At 63.2% G+C, this 18,929-nt stretch carries 10 protein-coding genes; 9 read left to right on the top strand and 1 reads right to left on the bottom strand.

The window, feature by feature from the left end; all coding sequences use genetic code 11:
- Nucleotides 1-63 precede the first annotated feature (63 nt).
- Nucleotides 64-390, bottom strand: a complete 327-nt coding sequence (locus ACQY7R_RS02280) for an HU family DNA-binding protein (RefSeq protein ID WP_152099069.1) — start codon at nt 388-390, stop codon at nt 64-66.
- Nucleotides 391-882: 492 nt separating this feature from the next.
- Here ACQY7R_RS02280 and ACQY7R_RS02275 point away from each other — a divergent pair, with 492 nt between their 5' ends.
- From ACQY7R_RS02275 to ACQY7R_RS02235, 9 genes are all read left to right on the top strand, one after another.
- Nucleotides 883-5,511 carry a PQQ-binding-like beta-propeller repeat protein gene (locus ACQY7R_RS02275; protein ID WP_428303982.1) on the top strand — a complete coding sequence of 1,543 codons (4,629 nt, stop codon included), beginning with the start codon at nt 883-885 and terminating at the stop codon, nt 5,509-5,511.
- A 34-nt stretch (nt 5,512-5,545) separates the two neighbouring features.
- A complete protein-coding gene (locus ACQY7R_RS02270; RefSeq protein ID WP_428303981.1) occupies nt 5,546-6,580 on the top strand; it encodes a prenyltransferase/squalene oxidase repeat-containing protein in 1,035 nt (344 codons plus the stop codon).
- 131 nt (nt 6,581-6,711) lie between these two features.
- On the top strand, nt 6,712-7,767 hold the full coding sequence (locus ACQY7R_RS02265) for an AAA family ATPase (protein WP_428303980.1): 1,056 nt from the start codon (nt 6,712-6,714) through the stop codon (nt 7,765-7,767).
- Nucleotides 7,733-8,632, top strand: coding sequence for a DUF58 domain-containing protein (locus tag ACQY7R_RS02260; protein ID WP_428303979.1), 900 nt, complete (start codon nt 7,733-7,735; stop codon nt 8,630-8,632). The genes ACQY7R_RS02265 and ACQY7R_RS02260 overlap by 35 nt, the downstream gene beginning before the upstream one ends.
- Before the next feature lie 130 nt (nt 8,633-8,762).
- A complete protein-coding gene (locus ACQY7R_RS02255) occupies nt 8,763-10,988 on the top strand; it encodes a BatA domain-containing protein (protein ID WP_428303978.1) in 2,226 nt (741 codons plus the stop codon).
- The gene (locus ACQY7R_RS02250) at nt 10,985-13,546 is read left to right on the top strand and encodes a hypothetical protein (protein ID WP_428303977.1); all 2,562 of its coding nucleotides are present in this window, start codon (nt 10,985-10,987) and stop codon (nt 13,544-13,546) included. The genes ACQY7R_RS02255 and ACQY7R_RS02250 overlap by 4 nt, the downstream gene beginning before the upstream one ends.
- 31 nt (nt 13,547-13,577) lie before the next feature.
- Nucleotides 13,578-15,941, top strand: coding sequence for a hypothetical protein (locus ACQY7R_RS02245; protein ID WP_428303976.1), 2,364 nt, complete (start codon nt 13,578-13,580; stop codon nt 15,939-15,941).
- Between the two features lie 3 nt (nt 15,942-15,944).
- Complete coding sequence (locus tag ACQY7R_RS02240; protein WP_428303975.1) at nt 15,945-17,843, top strand: hypothetical protein; 1,899 nt, start codon at nt 15,945-15,947, stop codon at nt 17,841-17,843.
- Nucleotides 17,843-18,916, top strand: coding sequence for a hypothetical protein (locus ACQY7R_RS02235; RefSeq protein WP_428303974.1), 1,074 nt, complete (start codon nt 17,843-17,845; stop codon nt 18,914-18,916). The genes ACQY7R_RS02240 and ACQY7R_RS02235 overlap by 1 nt, the downstream gene beginning before the upstream one ends.
- Nucleotides 18,917-18,929: the final 13 nt, after the last annotated feature.

The following is an 18,929-nucleotide window of genomic DNA, read 5'->3' as shown; positions in this document are numbered from 1 at the left end:
CGGGCCTGGGGCGCGCTCGGCGGTTAATTTTTGCTCAGGCCTGGGCCAGCATCGCGGGTGCGATTAGGCCATGTCCTTCAGCTTCTTCAAGGCGCGAACCTTGACGATGTTCTTGGCGGGCTTGGCAGCCACGTCCATCATCTCGCCCGGCTTGAAGGGGTTCGGGACGTTCTTCTTGGCCGGTTGGGCCGGCTTGTGCTGGACCACGATCTTGCACAGACCGGGGATCGTGAAGGCTTGCGCGCCCTTCTTGCTGAGGGCCTTCGCGATTTCGTCCGACAGAGTGTCGAACACAGCCGAGACGTCCTTCTTGGCCACGCCGGTGGCTTCCGAGATGCTCGCGAAGATTTCAGTCTTGGTGGGCGGCTTCTTGGCAGGGGCTTTCGCCATGATCGGAACCTTCCTTAGTCAGTTTGAAAATTGGGTGGGGATGACACTTGTTTCGGGTGTGGCCCGGGGCCCCGGGCCTCGACGTACTAGCAATCTAGCACGCAACGTGCTGATTTAAGGGCGATAGCGGCTAAATTACAAGCCGAAAGTCGGCAAAAACCCTAGAAAAGCCGTGGTTTCCCCAACTTTCCTCCCAAAAGGCCCTAGAAAACTGGGGCTAAAGTTATGGGCGCCCTCGTTTTGGGCCGGAAAATAGGGGATTTGGCGGTGCGGGCAGGCGCGGGCCCCCAACCGTGGGGCTGGCGGGGCACCGCCGGCACCGATCGCTCAATTGCCATAATCGTTACCCGGTGTAAACTTAGAATGGGCAAGGTGTTACGGGTGGCGCCGGCGCCCTGCGGAGGGATTGGCCGCCGGGTGAGGAGCGCCCGTGGGTAGGGATTTCGGTCCATTGGCTCGCCGAGCCGGCTACTAAGGGAATAGGAGAGCGCCATGTCGAGCTGGAGGATCGGACGGACCGCTAGGCACTGCCTGGCGGCGGCGTGGAGTCTCCAACTCGCTTTCGGGCTACCTGGCGTTTTTTGGGGTGAGGGGCCGGAGACGGCTTCAGCTCAGGAAATCATCCGTCGGGCTCGCACCGTCTTTGGCCGGAACGCCCCCGATGAGGCGATGGTGGGCGTGCAGCCGCCGACCGATCGGACGCTCAGCCGCGGGATGCAGCGTGCCCAGGAGAGCATCGCCGGCGGCGAGTATTCGCAAGCGATCCGCTTTCTCGACGAGATCTTGGGTCGCGACGAGGACTTCTTCGTCGAACTCGGCGAAGCGGGCGAGTATTCCGGAATGAAGCAGGCCGCGCGGCGGCTGATCCGCGACTTGCCGCCTGAGGGGCGTCAGTCGTACGAGAATTCTTACGGCGCCGAAGCTCAGCGGCAGCTCGAAGCGGCGATCGCCAGCGGCGATTCGGCGGCCCTTGCAAAGATTTCGCAGCGATATTTGTTCACGCCGGCGGGCTACGAAGCAGCCCTGCTGTTGGCGATGGACGAGGCGGACGCAGGGCGTCACTTCTCGGCGGCCCTAGCTTACGAACAATTGCTCGAAGCGCCTGAAGCAGCGCGACGGTTCGAGCCATCGCTCTCGATTCGCGCCGCCTCGAGTTGGCTGGCTGCTGGCGAAGAAGAGAAGGCCCGTAAGATTCTTGAGAATCTCCTCGCCCATGGCGAGCAGTCGATCGAAATAGCTGGCCGGACGCGGAAGTTTGATTCGCAAGCAGCGGCTATCGAATGGTTGCGCGAAGTCGTCGGAGAGCCGGCGGGTATGGTCGCGCAGCAAGAGCGCCAATGGCTCACCTATCGCGGCAACGCGGCGCGCAATGGCTCAGTGAACGGCGGCCTGCCTCACCTCCGCGTCCGTTGGGAAGTGCGGCTGCTAGGGCCCCCGCGGCTCGAAACGATTTTCGAGAACCTCATCGCCGAGTTTATTCGCACCGAGCAACCAATGCCGGTCGCGGGCAACGTGATTGCCGCTGGCGATTACATCGTCACGCGCACGCCCCAAGGGGTGTTGGCAGTCGACTTCCGAACGGGCAAGCTTGTCTGGCGAAGCCAGCCGCAGCGTGAGAAAACGCTGGATGATTTGATTCAGTCGTCGCTCAACGGCGATGAGCAGTCGGGCAGCCCCGAGCCGTTGCGGGCGTTTGCGCGTCGCGTGTGGGAAGACTATCTCTACGGCGTTGTGAGCAGCGACGGCGATCGCATCTACGCCGTCAACAATCTGAACATGCCGGCGGCGTTGCAATACGATATGTCGCCAATGATGGGCGGCGATATCCCCGCCGATCGCATCGCGACCAACCGATTGACCGCTTACGACCTGGCGACGCAAGGCAAACTGCTGTGGGAAATCGACGGTCAGCAGGCCGACGGCGACTTGGCAGGGACGTTCTTCCTCGGCGCCCCGCTTGCGGTGGGGCAGTCGCTGTACGTGCTGGGAGAAGCCAAGAGCGCGGTGTACCTCATCGCTCTCAATCGCGAGACCGGCGCCGTCGAGTGGCAGCAACAGTTGGCGAGTCTCGAGGCAAGCGTGCAACTCGACCTGCGGCGACGGTTGCAATCGCTGTCGCCGTCGTACGAAGGCGGTATTCTTGTCTGCCCGACGGGGTCGGGCGTCGTGATGGGGATCGATCTTGCCAAGCGGTCGTTCGCGTGGGCCTACCGCTTCGACGCGCAGTCGACGATTCCGAACATGTATCAGGGGGGCCGCGACGACGGCAATCCGTTCAATGCCGCGAATCGTTGGACCGACAATGCCGTGGCGATTGCCGACGGCAAGGTCGTGCTGACGCCGCCCGAGTCGACGTCGTTGCATTGCGTCGAACTGCAGAGCGGCAAGCTGCTGTGGAAGGCGAAGCGGGACGACATGAAGCGGCTCGCATGCATCGAAGAGGGCCGCGTGCTACTCATCGGCAATCGCAAGGCGAAGGCGTTGACCCTGTCTGACGGCAAGCCTGCCTGGAAAAAAGAGACGTTGGGCTTTGCAAGCGGCGCTTTTCCGGCGGGAACTGGATTTGTAAGCGACGGCAAGTATTTCCTACCGCTCACCTCCGCGGAAGTGATCGCGATTGATTTGGCGGGAGGTCGCGTCGTCGCGCGGACCGCGCCGGCGGACGGGGCGCCGTTGGGCAATCTAATTTGCCACCGCGGCTCGGTGATCTCGCAAAACGGCAAGTATCTCGATTGCTACGACCAAATCGACGTGCTGCGGAAACGCTCGGTGCGAACGCTCCAAGAAAATCCGAGCGACGTCGAGGCACTGCGGACGTTGGGCGAAGTTGCCTTCAACGAAGGACGCCTAGGCGACGCGATCCGCATGTTAGAGCAAGCCTACCGTGCGGCGCCGGACGAACTCGAAACGCGCGAGGTGCTGGCCGAGTGTTTGGCGGAAGCGCTCGATGCCGACTTCGCGGGCAATCGTGAGAAGCTGCTCCTGCTGCAAGAGTTGAAGGACGGCGGCGTTGCGCGGCAGATGGCGACGTTGCGGATTGAAGCGAAGGGGATGCTCGAAGTTGGCGAGCCGCTTATTTCGGCGGACGCCTGCCTCAAGTTGTATCGGCTCAGCGGTCCGGCCGACGAACTGATGCCGGTGAGCCGCGATCACCAGACGACGGCTGCGCGGTGGGTGCAAGCGCAGTTGGCGGCAATTTGGGAAGCGGCGAACGACGAGCAGCGAGCGACGCTGAAGAGCCGCATCGATAACGAGTTGGCCTCCCTAGGCGCGGAGCCGCGGGGCGAACCGCTGGAGCGGACGCTGGCGTTTTTCGGCAACCTGCCGATGACGGAATCGTTGCGGCTGCTGTGCGCCCGCGAGTTGGCGCTGGCGGGGCAATCGCTCGAAGCGCAGCAGATGTTTCTCGACCTGGTCGATTCGGAAGACCTGCGGATTCATCGCGAGGCGGTCGGGCGGATCGCCTGGCAGTTGCACGAAGCGGGACTTCACTCGCTGGCGACTGCCTACGATGCAGAGCTGGCGGGGCCGTTGGCCGATGAGATTTGCTTTGATGAATTCACCGGTAACGCGTTGGTTGCGCGGTGGAAAGACGCGACGCCGGTCGACCCGAATACTTGGCCGCATGGCCGTGTAACGGTCGCGGAGGCGCAAACGACGCCCTCAATGGGAGCTCGGATGCGGATGCCAACCGTCGGCATTCGCATGGAACGAACCGACTCGATCCTGGGTTATTCGTCGCCGCAGTTTTCCCAACGGGGCGGCGAGGTGCTGCTGACCGACAATTACGGCCAAGAGTTTTTCCGCACGAACCTCGAAGCGGAGAACCAAGGCATGTACCGCTACAACCCGGGGAATTACTACGGCGTTTCGCGCGGAAACTTGCTGGTCGTTTCGTTCGGGACGCAACTGGCGGCCTTCAACACGCTGTCGGCGACCGACGCCTTGGCGCCGAGCGTGATGTGGCGCACGAGCATTGTCACGAATCTGAATTACGACCAGCCGTTCCCGCAAAGCAGTTCGGGAGGCGATACGGCGCGGCCTGGTTCGAATCGCGCCCCGCGCGCAGCAGACGCCGACGGGAAGTTGATCGGCGTCATTGGCCCCGTGACGAGCCGCGGGGTGATTTTCCAAGATCAGCGGCGCCTAGTCTGTCTTGATCCAACGTCCGGCAACGTGCGGTGGTCGCGGACCGACGTGCCGCGCGGTTGCGAACTATTCGGCGATGACGACTACTTATTCGCCATTCCGCCAGGCAAGACCGAGGCCCGCGTCTACAGCACGGTCGATGGTCGGCAGCTAGGCAAGCGGGCGGTCCCGCCATTCCGCGAGCAAGTCGTGTCGATCGGGCGGAAGCTCCTGCGGTGGAAAACGGCAGGCGCTCAGGCGACGCTGTCGTCTGTCGATGCGTGGAGCGGCGAGACGGAGTGGTCTCGAGAGTTCGGTTCCGGCGCAGCAATCGACGTTGATCAAAGCCGTTACGTGTCGATCGTCGACGGGAAGGGACGCGTCGTCATTCTCGACGGAACCAATGGCGAAACGTTGGTCGACTACCAGACTCCCGATGCGTTGCGAGCGGACGAGCTCCATCTCCGAGTCGGACAGGATGATTTCCTGCTGCTCGTCCGCGGGCCCGCGTCGATGAATCGGGGGCCGACAATGCAGGGCTTCACGCCAGATTCGCCGGTGATCGACGGCGTCGCGATGCTGTTCTCTCGCCACAGCGGCGAGATGCGGTGGAATCGCCCCGCGGAAATCGAGCAGCAAGCGTACACGTCCAACCAGCCAGTTGATTTGCCGTTCATCCTATTTTCCGGACGATTGACGCGCGAAGGGAATACCGGTCAACAGACTGCCATGTTGGTGCTCGACAAGGCGACCGGCCGCGCGATCATGCGGCGCGACGATCTGCCAATGAACAACGGCGGCATGGTCTTGGCGCGGATTTCCGACGCGGCGCAGCATCAGGCAGTCATCGAAACGGCGGGAAAAACGTTCTTGTTACAATTCACCGATCAGCGTCGACCGCCGGAACCTCCCTCGCTTGCCGAGGTTGAATCTGAACGGAAGACGAGCGGCGGCGGCTTGATGGGCATCTTGTTCAAGTTCGGTCGCGAGTAAACGGCCGCCGTACTTTCGGAAGTTGGACGCTCTGATGTTGAAATGGATCTTCACACTCTTGGCGACGATAGCGACGGCGACTTTGCAGCCGGTCGCTGCGCGTGTCCCGGATCCTGCCGTGCAGGCGCACGTCAATGGCGGGCTCGAGTGGCTCGCCTCGCAGCAGCACAAGTTGGGCCACTGGAGTGCGCAGGGGCGGTATCCGACCGCGATGACGGCCCTTGCCGGCATGGCCATGCTGTGCGAAGGCTCGACGACGACGCAGGGCAAGTATGCCGAGAACATTCGCCGCGCCGTCGACTATCTCACCAACCGCAGCCGACCGAACGGTCTCATCGGGGACGCCGACGACGATCGCTACACCTACGGCCACGGATTCGCCATGCTTTTCCTGTCGGAAGTGCTGGGCGAAGAGGAAGACGTCGAGCGGCGCGCAGAATTGATTCGGGTCCTCACGAAGGCGGTTGAATTCACCGGGTACGCTCAGACGCCGGCCGGCGGCTGGGGGTATGTAAGCGCAAAGGATGGCGGCGGCTTCGACGAAGGCTCGACGACGATCACGCAAGTGCAGGGGTTGCGCGGCGCCCGCAATGCGGGGATTCCCGTGCCGAACGAGGTGATCGAGAGAGCGGTCAAGTACATCCACAATTGCACGCTGAAGGATGGGGCCGTGCAGTACAGCTCGAAAGGCGGGGGAGGGCGGCCGGCCATAACCGCCGCGGCCATCGCCTGCCTGTACAACGCCGGAGAATATGACGATGATTACGTGCCGCGAATGATGGAGTACTGCCGGAAGCAGCTCGATCCCGCGGCGCAAGATAGTTTCGGCCATTGGCACTACGCCCACTTCTACTATTCCCAGGTGCAGTACCGCGAAGGTGGGGACGCGTGGAACGACTATCGCGCGGCAGTGGAGAAGCGGATTCTCGCCGAGGCGACCGCCGTGAAGATGGGCGACGGCACGGCGTACACTTGGAGCCAAGGGTACGTCGGCCCGGTCTACACGACGGCGCTGAACTTGATCATTTTGCAGTTGGACAACGCTTACTTACCGATTTACCAAAGGTGAGGGTTCGGGTGTTAGGGTTCGGGGTTCAGGAAATGCGAAATCGCCTTTCGTGCTGACCCCCGAACCCCGACGCCTGAACCCTCGTAGCTGAACCCTGAACCCCGACACCTGAACCCTCTGAGACTTCCTGCATGAACGATTCCGCGGATGCCGTCGCCGACGGTCAGGTGATTGAAAAGCTCGGTTCGGCGGTCGAACGGATTCGGGGCCAGTTGGCTCAGGTGATCGTTGGTCAGAACGACGTCGTCGATCAACTCCTGATCAGCCTGTTTAGCCGCGGGCATTGCTTGCTTGAAGGCGTGCCGGGGCTGGCGAAGACGCTGCTCATCAGCACACTCGCGCGGACGATGAACCTGTCGTTCAGCCGCATTCAGTTCACGCCCGACCTGATGCCGGCCGACATTACGGGCACCGACATCATCGAAGAGAATCGCTCGACCGGGCAGCGCGAGATGCGGTTCCTCGAAGGCCCGCTGTTTTCGAACGTGATTCTCGCGGACGAAATCAACCGGACGCCGCCGAAGACGCAGGCCGCGCTGCTCGAAGCGATGCAAGAGCGGCAAGTGACGGTCGGCCGCGTGCGACATCAGCTGAGCGATCCGTTCTTCGTGCTGGCCACGCAGAACCCGATCGAGCAGGAAGGAACCTATCCGCTGCCGGAAGCGCAGCAAGACCGGTTCATGTTCAAGGTGCTGGTGACGTACCCCAGCTTTGCGGAAGAGTTCGAAGTCGCCCGCCGGACGACGGCGGCGATCACGGACACCGTGTCGTCGGTGATTTCGCCGGAAGAAATTCTCACGTTGCAGCGATTGGTGCGCGAAGTACCAGTGAGCGATCACGTGATTCGCTACGCGTTGTCGTTGGTGCGGCAGACGCGAGTCGGCGAGCCGGGAATTCCGGACTTCGTCGCCGACCAGTTGGCATGGGGCGCCGGTCCGCGGGCCGTGCAATTCCTAATCATTGGCGCCAAAGCCCGCGCGCTGATGGAACGGCGCACGCATGTGACCGTCGACGATATCCAGGCGCTCGCCAAGCCGGTGCTGCGGCACCGCATCGTCGTCAACTTCGCCGCCGAAAGCGACGGCGTCACGTCGGACGACGTGATCGATCGGCTCATCCAGTCCACCCCGGCCCGCGAGGATGAATTGGCCAATGACGCCCGATTCAAAGCGATTTTTGCATCCTGAGGCGATTCGGCGGATCGGGCGCCTGGAGATTCGTGCACGGCACGTCGTCGAAGGGTTCATGAGCGGGATGCATCGCAGCCCGTATTTCGGCCGATCGATCGAATTCCTGCAGCACCGGCAGTACGCCCCGGGGGACGATCTGCGCCACGTCGACTGGAAAGTCTGGGCGAAGGCCGATCGTCTCTATGTGAAGCAGTTCGAAGAAGACGCCAGCATGCGCTGCACGCTGCTCGTCGACGTTTCGAAAAGCATGGAGTATGGCAGCGGGCCGCTGAATAAGTACGAGTACGCGGCGACGGCGGCGGTGAGTATCGCCTATCTGCTGTTGCGGCAGCATGATGCGGTGGCGTGTCTGGCGTTTGACGAAAAGATTCGCGCGCGGACGCCAATGCGGAGCACGCAGGTGCATCTGGCGTCGATCGTCCAGGCGCTCGACGCGAATCGGCCGCAAGCGAAGACCGATCCCGGTAACGTGCTGCGGTTGATTGCGGAGGAGAATTATCGCCGCGGGCTGATCGTCGTGGTGTCGGACTTGCTAGGCGATCCGGCGTCGACGTTGCGGGGGTTGCGGCTACTGCGGCAACGCGGGCACGACGTGCTCGTGTTGCATGTGATGGATGACGACGAGCTGGATTTTCCGTTCGACGGGCCGACGCGGTTCGAAGGTTTGGAGTTGCCGGCGCATCTCAATTGCAACCCGCGGGCGCTGCGTGAAGGGTATTTGGAGGCGGTCGAGAAGTTTGTGTCGACGCTGCGGCATGGATGCGCACGCGACGCGGTTGATTATGAGTTGATTCGGACGAGCCAGCCGATGGACGCGGCGCTGGCGGCGTTTTTGAGCCGGCGGTTGGCGGCGCGGAAGTAGTAAGGAGGTGATCGGTTACTGGTGATCAGTGATCGGTTAATCTCGGCAAGCAAATATCTCAGTAAATCGAAGGCCCTCGGGCACTACGAATTCCCAATCACCAATCACCAGTAACTGATCACCCCACGACGTGTCGTTTCTGCTCCCCACACTGTTGACGCTCGGCTTGCCGCTTATCGCGGCGCCGCTGGTGATCCATCTGATCAACCTGCGGCGGCATCGGCGGATCGAGTGGGCGGCGATGGACTTTCTGCTGGAGAGCCAAAAGCGGAATAAGAAGTGGATCGTCCTCAAGCAACTACTGCTGCTATTGCTGCGAACGGCGGCGATCGCGGCGGTGGTGTTTATGTTGGCTGGGCCAGTGATCAAGTCGACCTGGGCCGGGCTGTTCGGCCGCGGGGTGACGCATCACTTGCTGCTGCTCGACGACAGCTACTCGATGACCGACCACTGGGATGAGACGTCGGCGTTCGAGCAGGCGAAGCGCGTCGTCGCCGCGGTGCTGGAGCAAGCTCAGGGGCGGTCGGAGAATCAGCTTGTTACGCTGTTGCGGTTTTCGGAAGCCCGTCGCCTGGCGGCTGGCGCTGGGCCGGAGATTGATCGGCGGCCGCTCGATGCGGCGCTGCTCGCGGAGTTGGAGCGGACGCTCGGCGAAATGAAGGCGTCGGAAACGAACGCCGGGCCGATCGACGGGCTGCAAGCGGCGACGCGGTTGCCCGAGGCGGTCGAAGGCGAGACGCGGATTGCGTACCTTGTCACCGATTTCCGCCGGCCGCAGTGGGAAGAGCAAGCGCAGCTGCAGCAACTGATGACGGAGCTTCGTGGACGGGTTGGCGACTTGCAACTCGTGCAGACCGTTTACGACGAGCGGCCAAACCTCGCGATCACGCGACTCGAGCCGGAGTCGGGCATTCGCGCGGCGGGCGTTGAAACTTGGATGGAACTGACCGTGGCGAACTACGGCAAGGCGCCGGTCGCCGCCGTCACCGTGGCGGTCGAGCAAGATGGCAATCGGTTGCCGGCGGTGGAGTTCGACGAAATTCCTGCGGGCGAAACGGCAACGCGGCGGTTCCGCGTGACCTTCCCGACCGCCGGCCCGCACGAACTGACGGCGGGGCTCGAAAGCGACGCGGTGCTCACCGATAACAAGCGATACTTCGCCGCGGAGATTCCGCCGGTCTTCCCGGTGCTGGTGATCGACGGTTCGGCGAACGGCGACGATGGCTACTATCTGCGGACGGCGCTTAGCCCCGGTGGAAAGAATGTGGGCGGTTGGAATCCGCAGGTCGAGCCGCCGAGCTATCTGCGGAACCACGAAGCGCTCGCCAACTACGCGGTGATCGTGCTGCTCGATGTGCCGCGGCTCGACGACGCCGAAGTTGAAGTGCTCGAGTCGTATGTGCGCAGCGGCGGCGGGTTGGCGATTTTCGTCGGGCCGCAATCGCAGCAGCCGTTTTACAACGATCAACTCTTCGCCGATGGTGCGGGGCTGCTGCCGGCGCCGCTGAACGTGCCTTCGCAGCTCTTGCGCGATCCGTCGGAAGCGGGCGCCGACGTTCGCGTCGCCGAACATCCGATTTTCCGCGTCTTCGCCGGGCAGCGCAACAGTTTTCTGTCGGTGGCAAACGTTGATTTCTATTACGCACTCGATCCGAACTGGAAGATTCCGGAGTCGGGTGACGTGAGCGCAATCGCAACGCTCCGCAACGGCGCGCCGCTGGCGCTGGAGAAGAAGTTCGGCGAAGGCCGCGTGCTGCTTCATTTGGCGAAGCTGGCCCCGACGCCGACTGACCAAGGGGTCTGGACGAACTGGAGTCTCAATCCAGTGTTCCCGATCTACGCGAACGAACTCGTCGGGTACCTGTCGGCGACGCGGCGGCGATTTGATGTGCGCGGCGTCGACGAACCGATCAAACTCGCGCTGCCTGAGGCTGCCTATCTGCCTGAAGTAAAAGTTCGCGCGCCGGGCGTTGGCGAAAGCAATGCGACGCCGATTGTCGCGGCGGCGAAGGAGGGGGTTTACGAGATCACGGCGCCGGGACAACCGCGGAGCGGCGTGTGGCGGTTTGAGCTGACGACGCGCGAGGGGAAGCCGCAGGTTCGTTATGTCGCGGTGAACGTGCCGACCGGCGAAGGAGAGCTGGCGATCTTGCCGCAGAGCGAACTGGCCGAGCGGCTGCCGGGCGTGGAGTACCGGTACGCGCTCGCGTCGGAGTTCACGAAGGCTGACGATGAGTTGGAAGGTTATCAGCTGGGCGACGCGTTTCTTTACGCATTGGCGGCGATTCTCATCTTCGAGCAGTTGCTGGCCGTTTCGGCGAGCTACCATCCGGCCGCGGCCAGGAGCGCCGCATGATCGCCTGGAACCGCTTGCTGCTGCTCGCGCAAACGACCGCGGAGTCGCCTGGCGCAGCAACCGATCCGGCCACGCCGGCGGTCGCACCCACGCTTGGGGAGGGGCTGACAAGCTACCGGTTCGGCCGGCTGGAGCAATTCGACGATCCCCGCTGGCTGTGGCTGGGCGTCGCGGTGGCGGCCGTGTTGCTCGTGCTGTTCGTCGTGTGGCAGTATCGCCGCGAGCATTCGGCGCTGCCGACCTGGGCGACGTTCGCGCTGGGAGCGTTGCGATTGGCGGCGTTTGCGGGGGCGATTTTATTTTTTCTCGATCCGCTCAAGCGGACCGATCAGGAGATTGTCACTGAATCGCGGGTGACGGTGCTCGTCGACGCCAGCCAAAGCATGGCGGTGGAAGATGAGAAGAGCGGCGACGATGGCGTGAGCCGCAGCGAGGCGGTGTTGCAGGTATTGGCCGATTCGCCGCTCATCAGAGAATTGCGCAGCCAGCACGACGTGACGGTAAAAGTATTCGACGCCGAAGTTCGCCGCATCCAACAATGGAAACGCGATAAAGCCGCGACCGGCGGTCGCGTGCATTCAGCAAACGACGCCGCCACCGAATCGAACGATGACGGCGACGGCGCGCGTGATGGCGGCCGTGATGAAGACCGCGACCAACGGTCGCGGCTTTTTGACGCTGGGAAACCGATTGGGGCCGAAACGCGGTTGGGCGATGCGTTGGCGGCGACGCTGGCGGAACCGGTGGCGGGGCAACTTGCGGGGGTGTTCGCGTTCTCCGATGGCGGGCAAAACCTCGGCGTCGACCCGCTTGCCGTTGCGGATGCCGCGGCGATTGCGAAAACGCCGATTATCACCGTCGGCGTCGGTTCGACGGCGCCGCGGCGCAACTTGCGGCTGCAAGAATTGATCGCGCCGTCGCGAGCATATCCAGAAGATAAGGTCGCCGTGCGAGCGCTCGTGCAAGGCGAGGGATATGCGGGCCGCTCGTTCGACGTGGAACTCTACGCTCGCGAAGGCGAAGGGAGCGCCGAGGTTCGCATCGGCCAAGAGTCAGTGACGCTCAACGCCGACGGCGAGACCGTGCCGGTGGAGTTCGACATCGAACCGTCGGTAATTGGGCGGTTGGAGTTGGAGGCCCGCCTCGTTGCGCCACCCGACGACCAATACAGCGACGACAATCGCCGCACGGCGGAAATCGACGTCGTCGAGACGAGTACGAAGGTGCTGCTCATCGCGAGCGGTGCGACTCGCGACTATCGCTTTCTGCGGAACCAACTGAAGCGCGATCGGCACGCCAACGTCGACGTCTGGTTGCAAATGTCGCCCCCCGGAATCTCGCAAGACGCCGACAAGGTGCTGCAGGAGTTTCCGAAGACGAAGGACGAGCTCTTCGACTACGACGTCATCGTCGCGTTCGATCCCGACTGGATGCAACTCGACGCGCAACAAGTCGACTTGCTGGAGCAGTGGGTCGCCGAGGAGGCGGGTGGCATGATCGTCGTCGCGGGGCCGGTCCACACGGCGACATGGGCGCAGAGCCCGGAGCATGGCAAAATTCGCGCGCTCTACCCGGTCGAGTTCCAACGACGGATGGGCTTGCTCGACGACGGGTTGTACGGCTCGCCGACGCCTTGGCAGATTGACTTCACGCGCGAAGGGATGGAGGCCGACTTTCTTTGGCTCGGTGACACGCCGGAAGAGAATCGCGCGCGGTGGGGACGCTTCCCGGGCGTCTTCGGTTGCTACGCGGTGAAGGGGCCGAAGCCTGGCGCGCAAGTGTACGGTCGGTACAGCGATCCTGAGGCGGGGATCTCGACCGAACGGCCGGTTTACTTTGCGGATCAGTTCTACGGCGCCGGCCGCGTTTTCTACATGGGAAGCGGCGAGCTGTGGCGGTTGCGGACGCTCGATCCTGGCTACTACGAACGACTCTACACGCAACTTGTGCGGCATGTGAGCCAAGGGCGATTGCTGCGCGGCTCGTCGACCGGCCGGTTACTGGTCGAGCGAGATCGGTACTTCGTCGGCGATACGGTGGTGGTGCGGGCGCAGCTGAGCACGCCCGATCGCGAACCGCTGGTGGCGCCGCGCGTTTCCGCGCGAGTTACTGGGCCGAACAACGCCGGGATGAACGTCGAACTGATCGCCGACGAAAGCCGGCCGGGGAACTTCGTGGGGCAGTTCACCGTCTCAAACGAAGGTTCGTACCGCATTGAACTGTCGCCGCCGGGCGATCCGGGTGAGTCGCTGGTGAAGCGAATCACGGCGGCGGTGCCCGACTTGGAGTTTGCCGAGACACGGCGGAATGAAGCGCTGCTTACGGCGATCGCGGCTCGGTCGGGCGGCAAGTACTACGCGAGCCCCGCGCTCGCGGCGAACGGCGACAGCGGCCTACCGGCGGCGGGGACGCTGATTGAAAGTCAGGCGAAGACCGAGATCGTCCGCGGGCAACCTGACAAGGCGTTTGCGGAGTCGCTCCATCGCTGGTTGCTAGCGGGGATTTGCGGGGCGCTCTGCTTGGAATGGTTGCTCAGACGGTTATTGAAATTGGCGTAAGCCTTCAACGTGCGAGAGATTGACTGACGAAATGGCTACGGCGTCGTTACCCTTCGAAATTCCCCGTCCGGTCGCGCAGAAAGTGTCGCGACTGCGGATGTTGGTGCGGCTATACAGCCTCGCCGAGGGGGTGGCGGCGGTGGCGATTGTCGCGGCGCTGGCGTTCTGGCTAGGGCTGGCGATCGACTGGCTGTTCGAGCCGTCGGCCGGCATGCGGATTCTCATGTGGCTGGCGGCACTCTTCTCAGTGCTGGTGACCGGCTGGCGGTACATCGCGCGGCGGCTGTTCGCGCCGCTGCCGGATGATAGCCTGGCGCTACTCGTTGAACGGCAGTACCCGCAGTTGCGCGAGGGAATGATCACCACCGTTCAAGCGGCGGGCGTTCGCGCGGGGATAGTGCGTGATGCGGAAGCGGTGGATGCGACCGACGGCGAACAGTCGCATGGCCACGGCGAGCAGTCGGCGCTGGCCGGCGCCAATCGCGAGTTGATCGACGCCGCCGGGCGGAACGCGGCTGCGGCGATGCAACAAGTTTCGCTGCGGCGAGTGTTCGACATGCGGCCGCTCGCACGCAAAAGTGCGGCGGCCATCGGCTTGTGCGCGGCGATGGCGATTTTCGCGCTAACGCAGCGCGGGGCGTTTGATTTTTACCTCGATCGGCTCGCTCTGGGCGAACAGCTGTGGCCGCGTCGCGTGCAGCTTACGGTCGTCGGTTTCGAAGATCGCGAAAATGCCGACGTGGTGAACGTCGCCCGCGATGATGATTTTGAGTTGACGGTGCTGGCGTCGATCGTCGGCAAGCATACAGCGCCAGACGAAGTCGAGATCCGCTGGCGGCGTCCGAGCGACGGCGGCCGCGGCAACGGTCCGATGCTCAAGATCGGCGAGGCTGAACCGGGCCGCGACGAAGCCCAGGAATACAACTACACCTTCAAGGTGAGCAGCGATATCGAGTTCGACGTCATCGGCGGCGACGATCGGATTCGCAACCTGCGGCTGCGGGCGGTCGAGCGGCCGGCGATCACGCGGGTGTGGCTTGAGGTCGATTACCCGAAGTACATGGAACGCGAGCCGCGGTCGGTGCCGGTAAGCGGCCGAGCTGAGTTGCCGGAAGGCGCCAAGGCAGTCTGCCGGATTCAGGCGAACAAGCCGCTCGTCGCAGCGACGGTGCGCGACTCGACGGCACAAACGAATTTGGCGACGACGATCGACGGCAAAAACGCGAAAGAGTTCAGCTTCGAGATTCCCGCCGCGTCGAGCGATCAGGTCTTTAGCATTTCGCTCCGCGACGCCGATGGCGTCGAGAATCGCGATCCGTTCCGGTTGCCGGTCTCGGTGCTGCCCGACCAATTGCCCGAAGCGTCGGTGGCGTTGCGCGGGATTGGTTCGGCGATCACGCCGCAGGCGCGGATCATGCTAGCGGGGAACGTGTCGGACGACTACGGCCTCGAAGAGGCGTGGTTCGAGTACATGGTGAACGAAGGCGCCGCGAGTCGCCGGCCGTTGCGCACGCAACCGGATGGCCTCACCGACCTCGCTCTGACGGAATCATTCGACTTGGCCGACGCCGATCCGCAGACGAAGCAGCCGCTCGTGGCGGTGGCGCCGGGGCAGAAACTGTCGCTCGCGGTGAAGGTTCGCGACGCTTACGACCTGGGCCAAGAACCCCATATCGGGGGGAGCCAGCGGTTTGTGCTCGACGTCGTCACGCCGTCGGAATTGCGGGCGATTCTGGAACGCCGCGAGCTCGGGCTGCGGCAGCGGTTCGAAGCGATCCACGAGAAAATGGTGGCGGTCCGCGAGTTGCTCGACCGCATTGATCTTGCCGCCGCGACGCCGCAGGCGGACGATACTGCGAACGCTGCGGGCGAGACCGACGCCGCCCCGGCGAATGACGAGAGCAATGCCTCGGCGACAGAACACGAACGAATCCGGCAGCGCGACTTGTCGCGCATCGGCGGTGCGCGGCAGAGCTCGACGCAGATCGCGTTCGAGACGGGCGGCGTGGCGACCGGGTTCGACGACATCGTCGCCGAGTTGATCAACAACCGCGTCGATACGGAGGAGTTGAAGGAACGGCTCGAAGGAGGCATTTCCGAACCGCTCAAAGAGATCAGCGGCGAACTGCTGCCGGCGTTTGAAAAGGAGCTCGAAGCGCTGGAATCAGCCTACGAAGCGGGGCCGGCCGAGGCGGCGGAACCGCTGGCGGCGGCGAAAGCGGCGGCTCAAACGGCCGAAGAAGCGATGAAAGCCGTGTTAGATCGTATGCTGGAGCTGGAAGACTACAATGAATTGGTCGAGTTGCTGCGGGGCATCGTGAAGGATCAAGAGCAGCTGAAAGAGCGGACGCAGCAAGAGCAACGCGACAAACTGAAGGGCCTGCTGGAAGATTAGGCGATGAGGACGACGCTCCAATCCTGGCGCTGGTGGACGATGGCAATGTTGGTTGCCATTTGCGGTGCCGGTGTTGGCGGAGCTCGCTTCGCGGCGGCCCAAGAGGCGCCGCCAGTGGTGGATGGCGATCCCGCTGCTCAGCCCGGCAGCGACGAAAGCCTCGCCCAGATCGAAGCCCGGCTGGCCGAGCGCTTTGCCCGCTTGGAAACGCTCGTCGAACGGCAGGCCGAACTCTCGCGCGGCACGCAGCCGCGGCGGGCCACGCTCTTGCGGCAGCTGATCACGCAGAGTCGCTCGCGCGACGTCAACGGGCAGTTCAACAAGGTGATCGCGGCGCTCGAGCAAGAAAGCTTCTCGTCGGCGATCGACGGGCAGGCCTCGCTTGAGACCGAACTGAACAAGCTGCTCGAACTGTTACTGCAAGAAGATCGTGACCGGCAGATCGATTCCGAACGGAAGCGGGTGAGCCGTTACCTGCAGGACGTCAACCGTCTCATCCGGATGCAGCGCGGCGTGAAGGCCCGCACCGACGGGGGCGACGATGACAAGGAGCTTTCGAAGGATCAGCAAGCGGTCGGCGATAAGACCGACAAGCTGGGCGATGAGATTGAAGACTCGGAGAAGATGGCTGCTCAGAAGGCGGCCGAGTCGCAAGAGTCGAGTGAGAAGAACAGCGAGTCGCCGCAGAGCAAATCGGGCGAATCGCAATCGGACTCCGAGTCGAAGGGCGAAGAGGGCAAGCAGAGCGAGGGGAAGGAATCGTCCAAGTCTGACGAAGCGGAGAATTCTGAGAAGACGGACGAAGAAAAATCGAACGAAGGCAAGCCGGCCGACGAAGACTCGAAAGAGAAGGAAGAGAGCAAGCCGAGCGATTCGAAGCAGGGCGAAAGCAAGCCAAGCGACGGAGAATCGAAGCCAAGCGAGTCGGGCGAATCGGAGTCGAGCGAGAGCCAACCAAGCGAAAGTCAGCCCAGCGAGGGGCAGCAGAGCCAAAGTAAGCCGAGCCAGGGTTCACCATCGGAGCAGCAGCCAGGTCAGTCAGGGGAGCAGTCGCCCCAAAACGGCGAGCAGCCGCCTGATAATCCGATGCAGCGGGCCGCGCAAAAGCTCCGGCAGGCACAGCAGCGGATGGCCGAGGCTCAGAAGAAGCTCGAAGAATCGCAGCGAGACGGCGCCGTCGAAGAACAGTCAAAGGCCGTTGAGGAACTCGAACAAGCGAAGGCCGAACTCGAGCGGATTCTGCGGCAACTGCGTGAGGAAGAGCTGGAGCGGATGCTCGTGCTGCTCGAGGCCCGCTTCCGCAAGATGCTCGACGAGCAGATCGAAGTGTACGACGAGACAAAGAAGCTCGACGCCGCGTCGCAAAAGGCGCCGGCTCACGAACTGGAGATCGCCAGCGGCCGGCTCGCGCGGAAGGAGACGCTGATCGTCCGCGAGGCCGATCGGGCGCTCGTGCTCTTGCGCGAGGATGGGACGTCGACGGCGTTCCCCGAAGCGATCGAGCAGGCCCGTGATGACATGGAGTCGATTGCCGAGCGATTGCGCGAGACGCGGGTCGACCTCATTACGCAAGGGTTGGAAGAAGATGTGATTGCGGCGCTTGAAGAGACGCTCGCCGCGTTGCAGCAGGCCCTCAAAGATTTACGCGAGCAGAAGCAGCAAGGCCAGCCGCAGCAGGGCGGGGGCGAGCCGGGCGAAAAGCCGCTGGTCGACCAGTTGGCGGAACTGCGGATGATTCGCTCGCTGCAGGTGCGCGTCAACAAGCGGACGCAGCAATACGGCGCGATGATCGAAGGGGAGCAGGCCGAGGATACGGACCTGATCGAGGCGATTGAAGGCTTGGCGGTGCGGCAGCAGAAAATCTTCCAAGCTACGCGCGAACTGAACACGAAGGAAGACTGATGGACTCGATGCGCGACATTCGCCGCTTCGTACTGGCCGCCTGCTGCGTGATCGCCGCGCTGGCGCCGACGATGGCGTTTGCGCAGGTCGATTTTGAGGCGAGTTGGGACGCCCCGACTTACCCCGTGGTGCGCGAGGAAGTGCTGGCGTGGCTTGAGCAGAGCGATTTGAATCGCGTTGAGGCGGCGAGCGTTCGCAAGCTGTGGCCCGCGAAGCCGCCAGAAGAACTGAACTCCAGCCAGATGCTCGATTTGGCGGCGGCTTCTTTCGCGGCCTCGTCCGAGGATGCAGCGAAGCTCGTCGCGATGTGCAACGCCGCCTACAAGGGGCCGGCGGTGGCCGAACCGGAGTGGTTGGCCGACGCCGACGTGCCGCTGCTCGTGCGTCACAATCTGCGACTCTACTACGCGCGGTGGCTCGCGCAGTACGGCCTGTACGACGAGGTGCTCCACCAGATCGGCGACTTGCGGCCCGATGAAGTGATCGATCCTGCGTCGCTGTTGTTCTATCAGATGGTCGCGTACCACCAATTGGTGCAGCCTGACGAAGCGCGGTCGGCGATGGTGCAATTAATGGAACACGACGATTCGCTGCCACGGCGGTTCTTACAAGTGGCGCAATTGGTGGAGCGAGATTTGGCGGGGCTCGAGGACGAATCGCTCGACCACATCGCGCGCCGCATGCACGACATTCGTCGCCGGCTGGCCTACGGCCGAGCGGGCGATCAGGTGCAGAAGATCGAACAGGGCGTGCTCGATTCGCTCGACAAGATGATCAAGGATCTCGAAGATCAACAACAGCAGCAACAACAATCGTCTTCGTCGTCGAGCGGCGGCCAGCCGCAGCAGGGCTCTCAGCCGATGCAGGATAGCGGCCTCGGCGAGACGAAGCCGGGGATGCAAGCGGAACGCCGCGACATCGGCGACAAATCGGGCTGGGGCGACCTACCGCCGAAAGAACGCGAGCAAGCGCTGCAGCAAATTGGCCGCGAGTTTCCGGCCCACTACCGCGAGTTGGTTGAGCAATATTTCCGTGAACTCGCCAACGAGCAGGCCGCCCCCGCCGACAAATAATCGAAAACTCGCG

The sequence above is a fragment of the Lacipirellula sp. genome, from assembly GCF_965279485.1.
GTDB lineage: Bacteria > Planctomycetota > Planctomycetia > Pirellulales > Lacipirellulaceae > Lacipirellula.
This window is presented reverse-complemented; position numbering and strand designations above follow the sequence as displayed.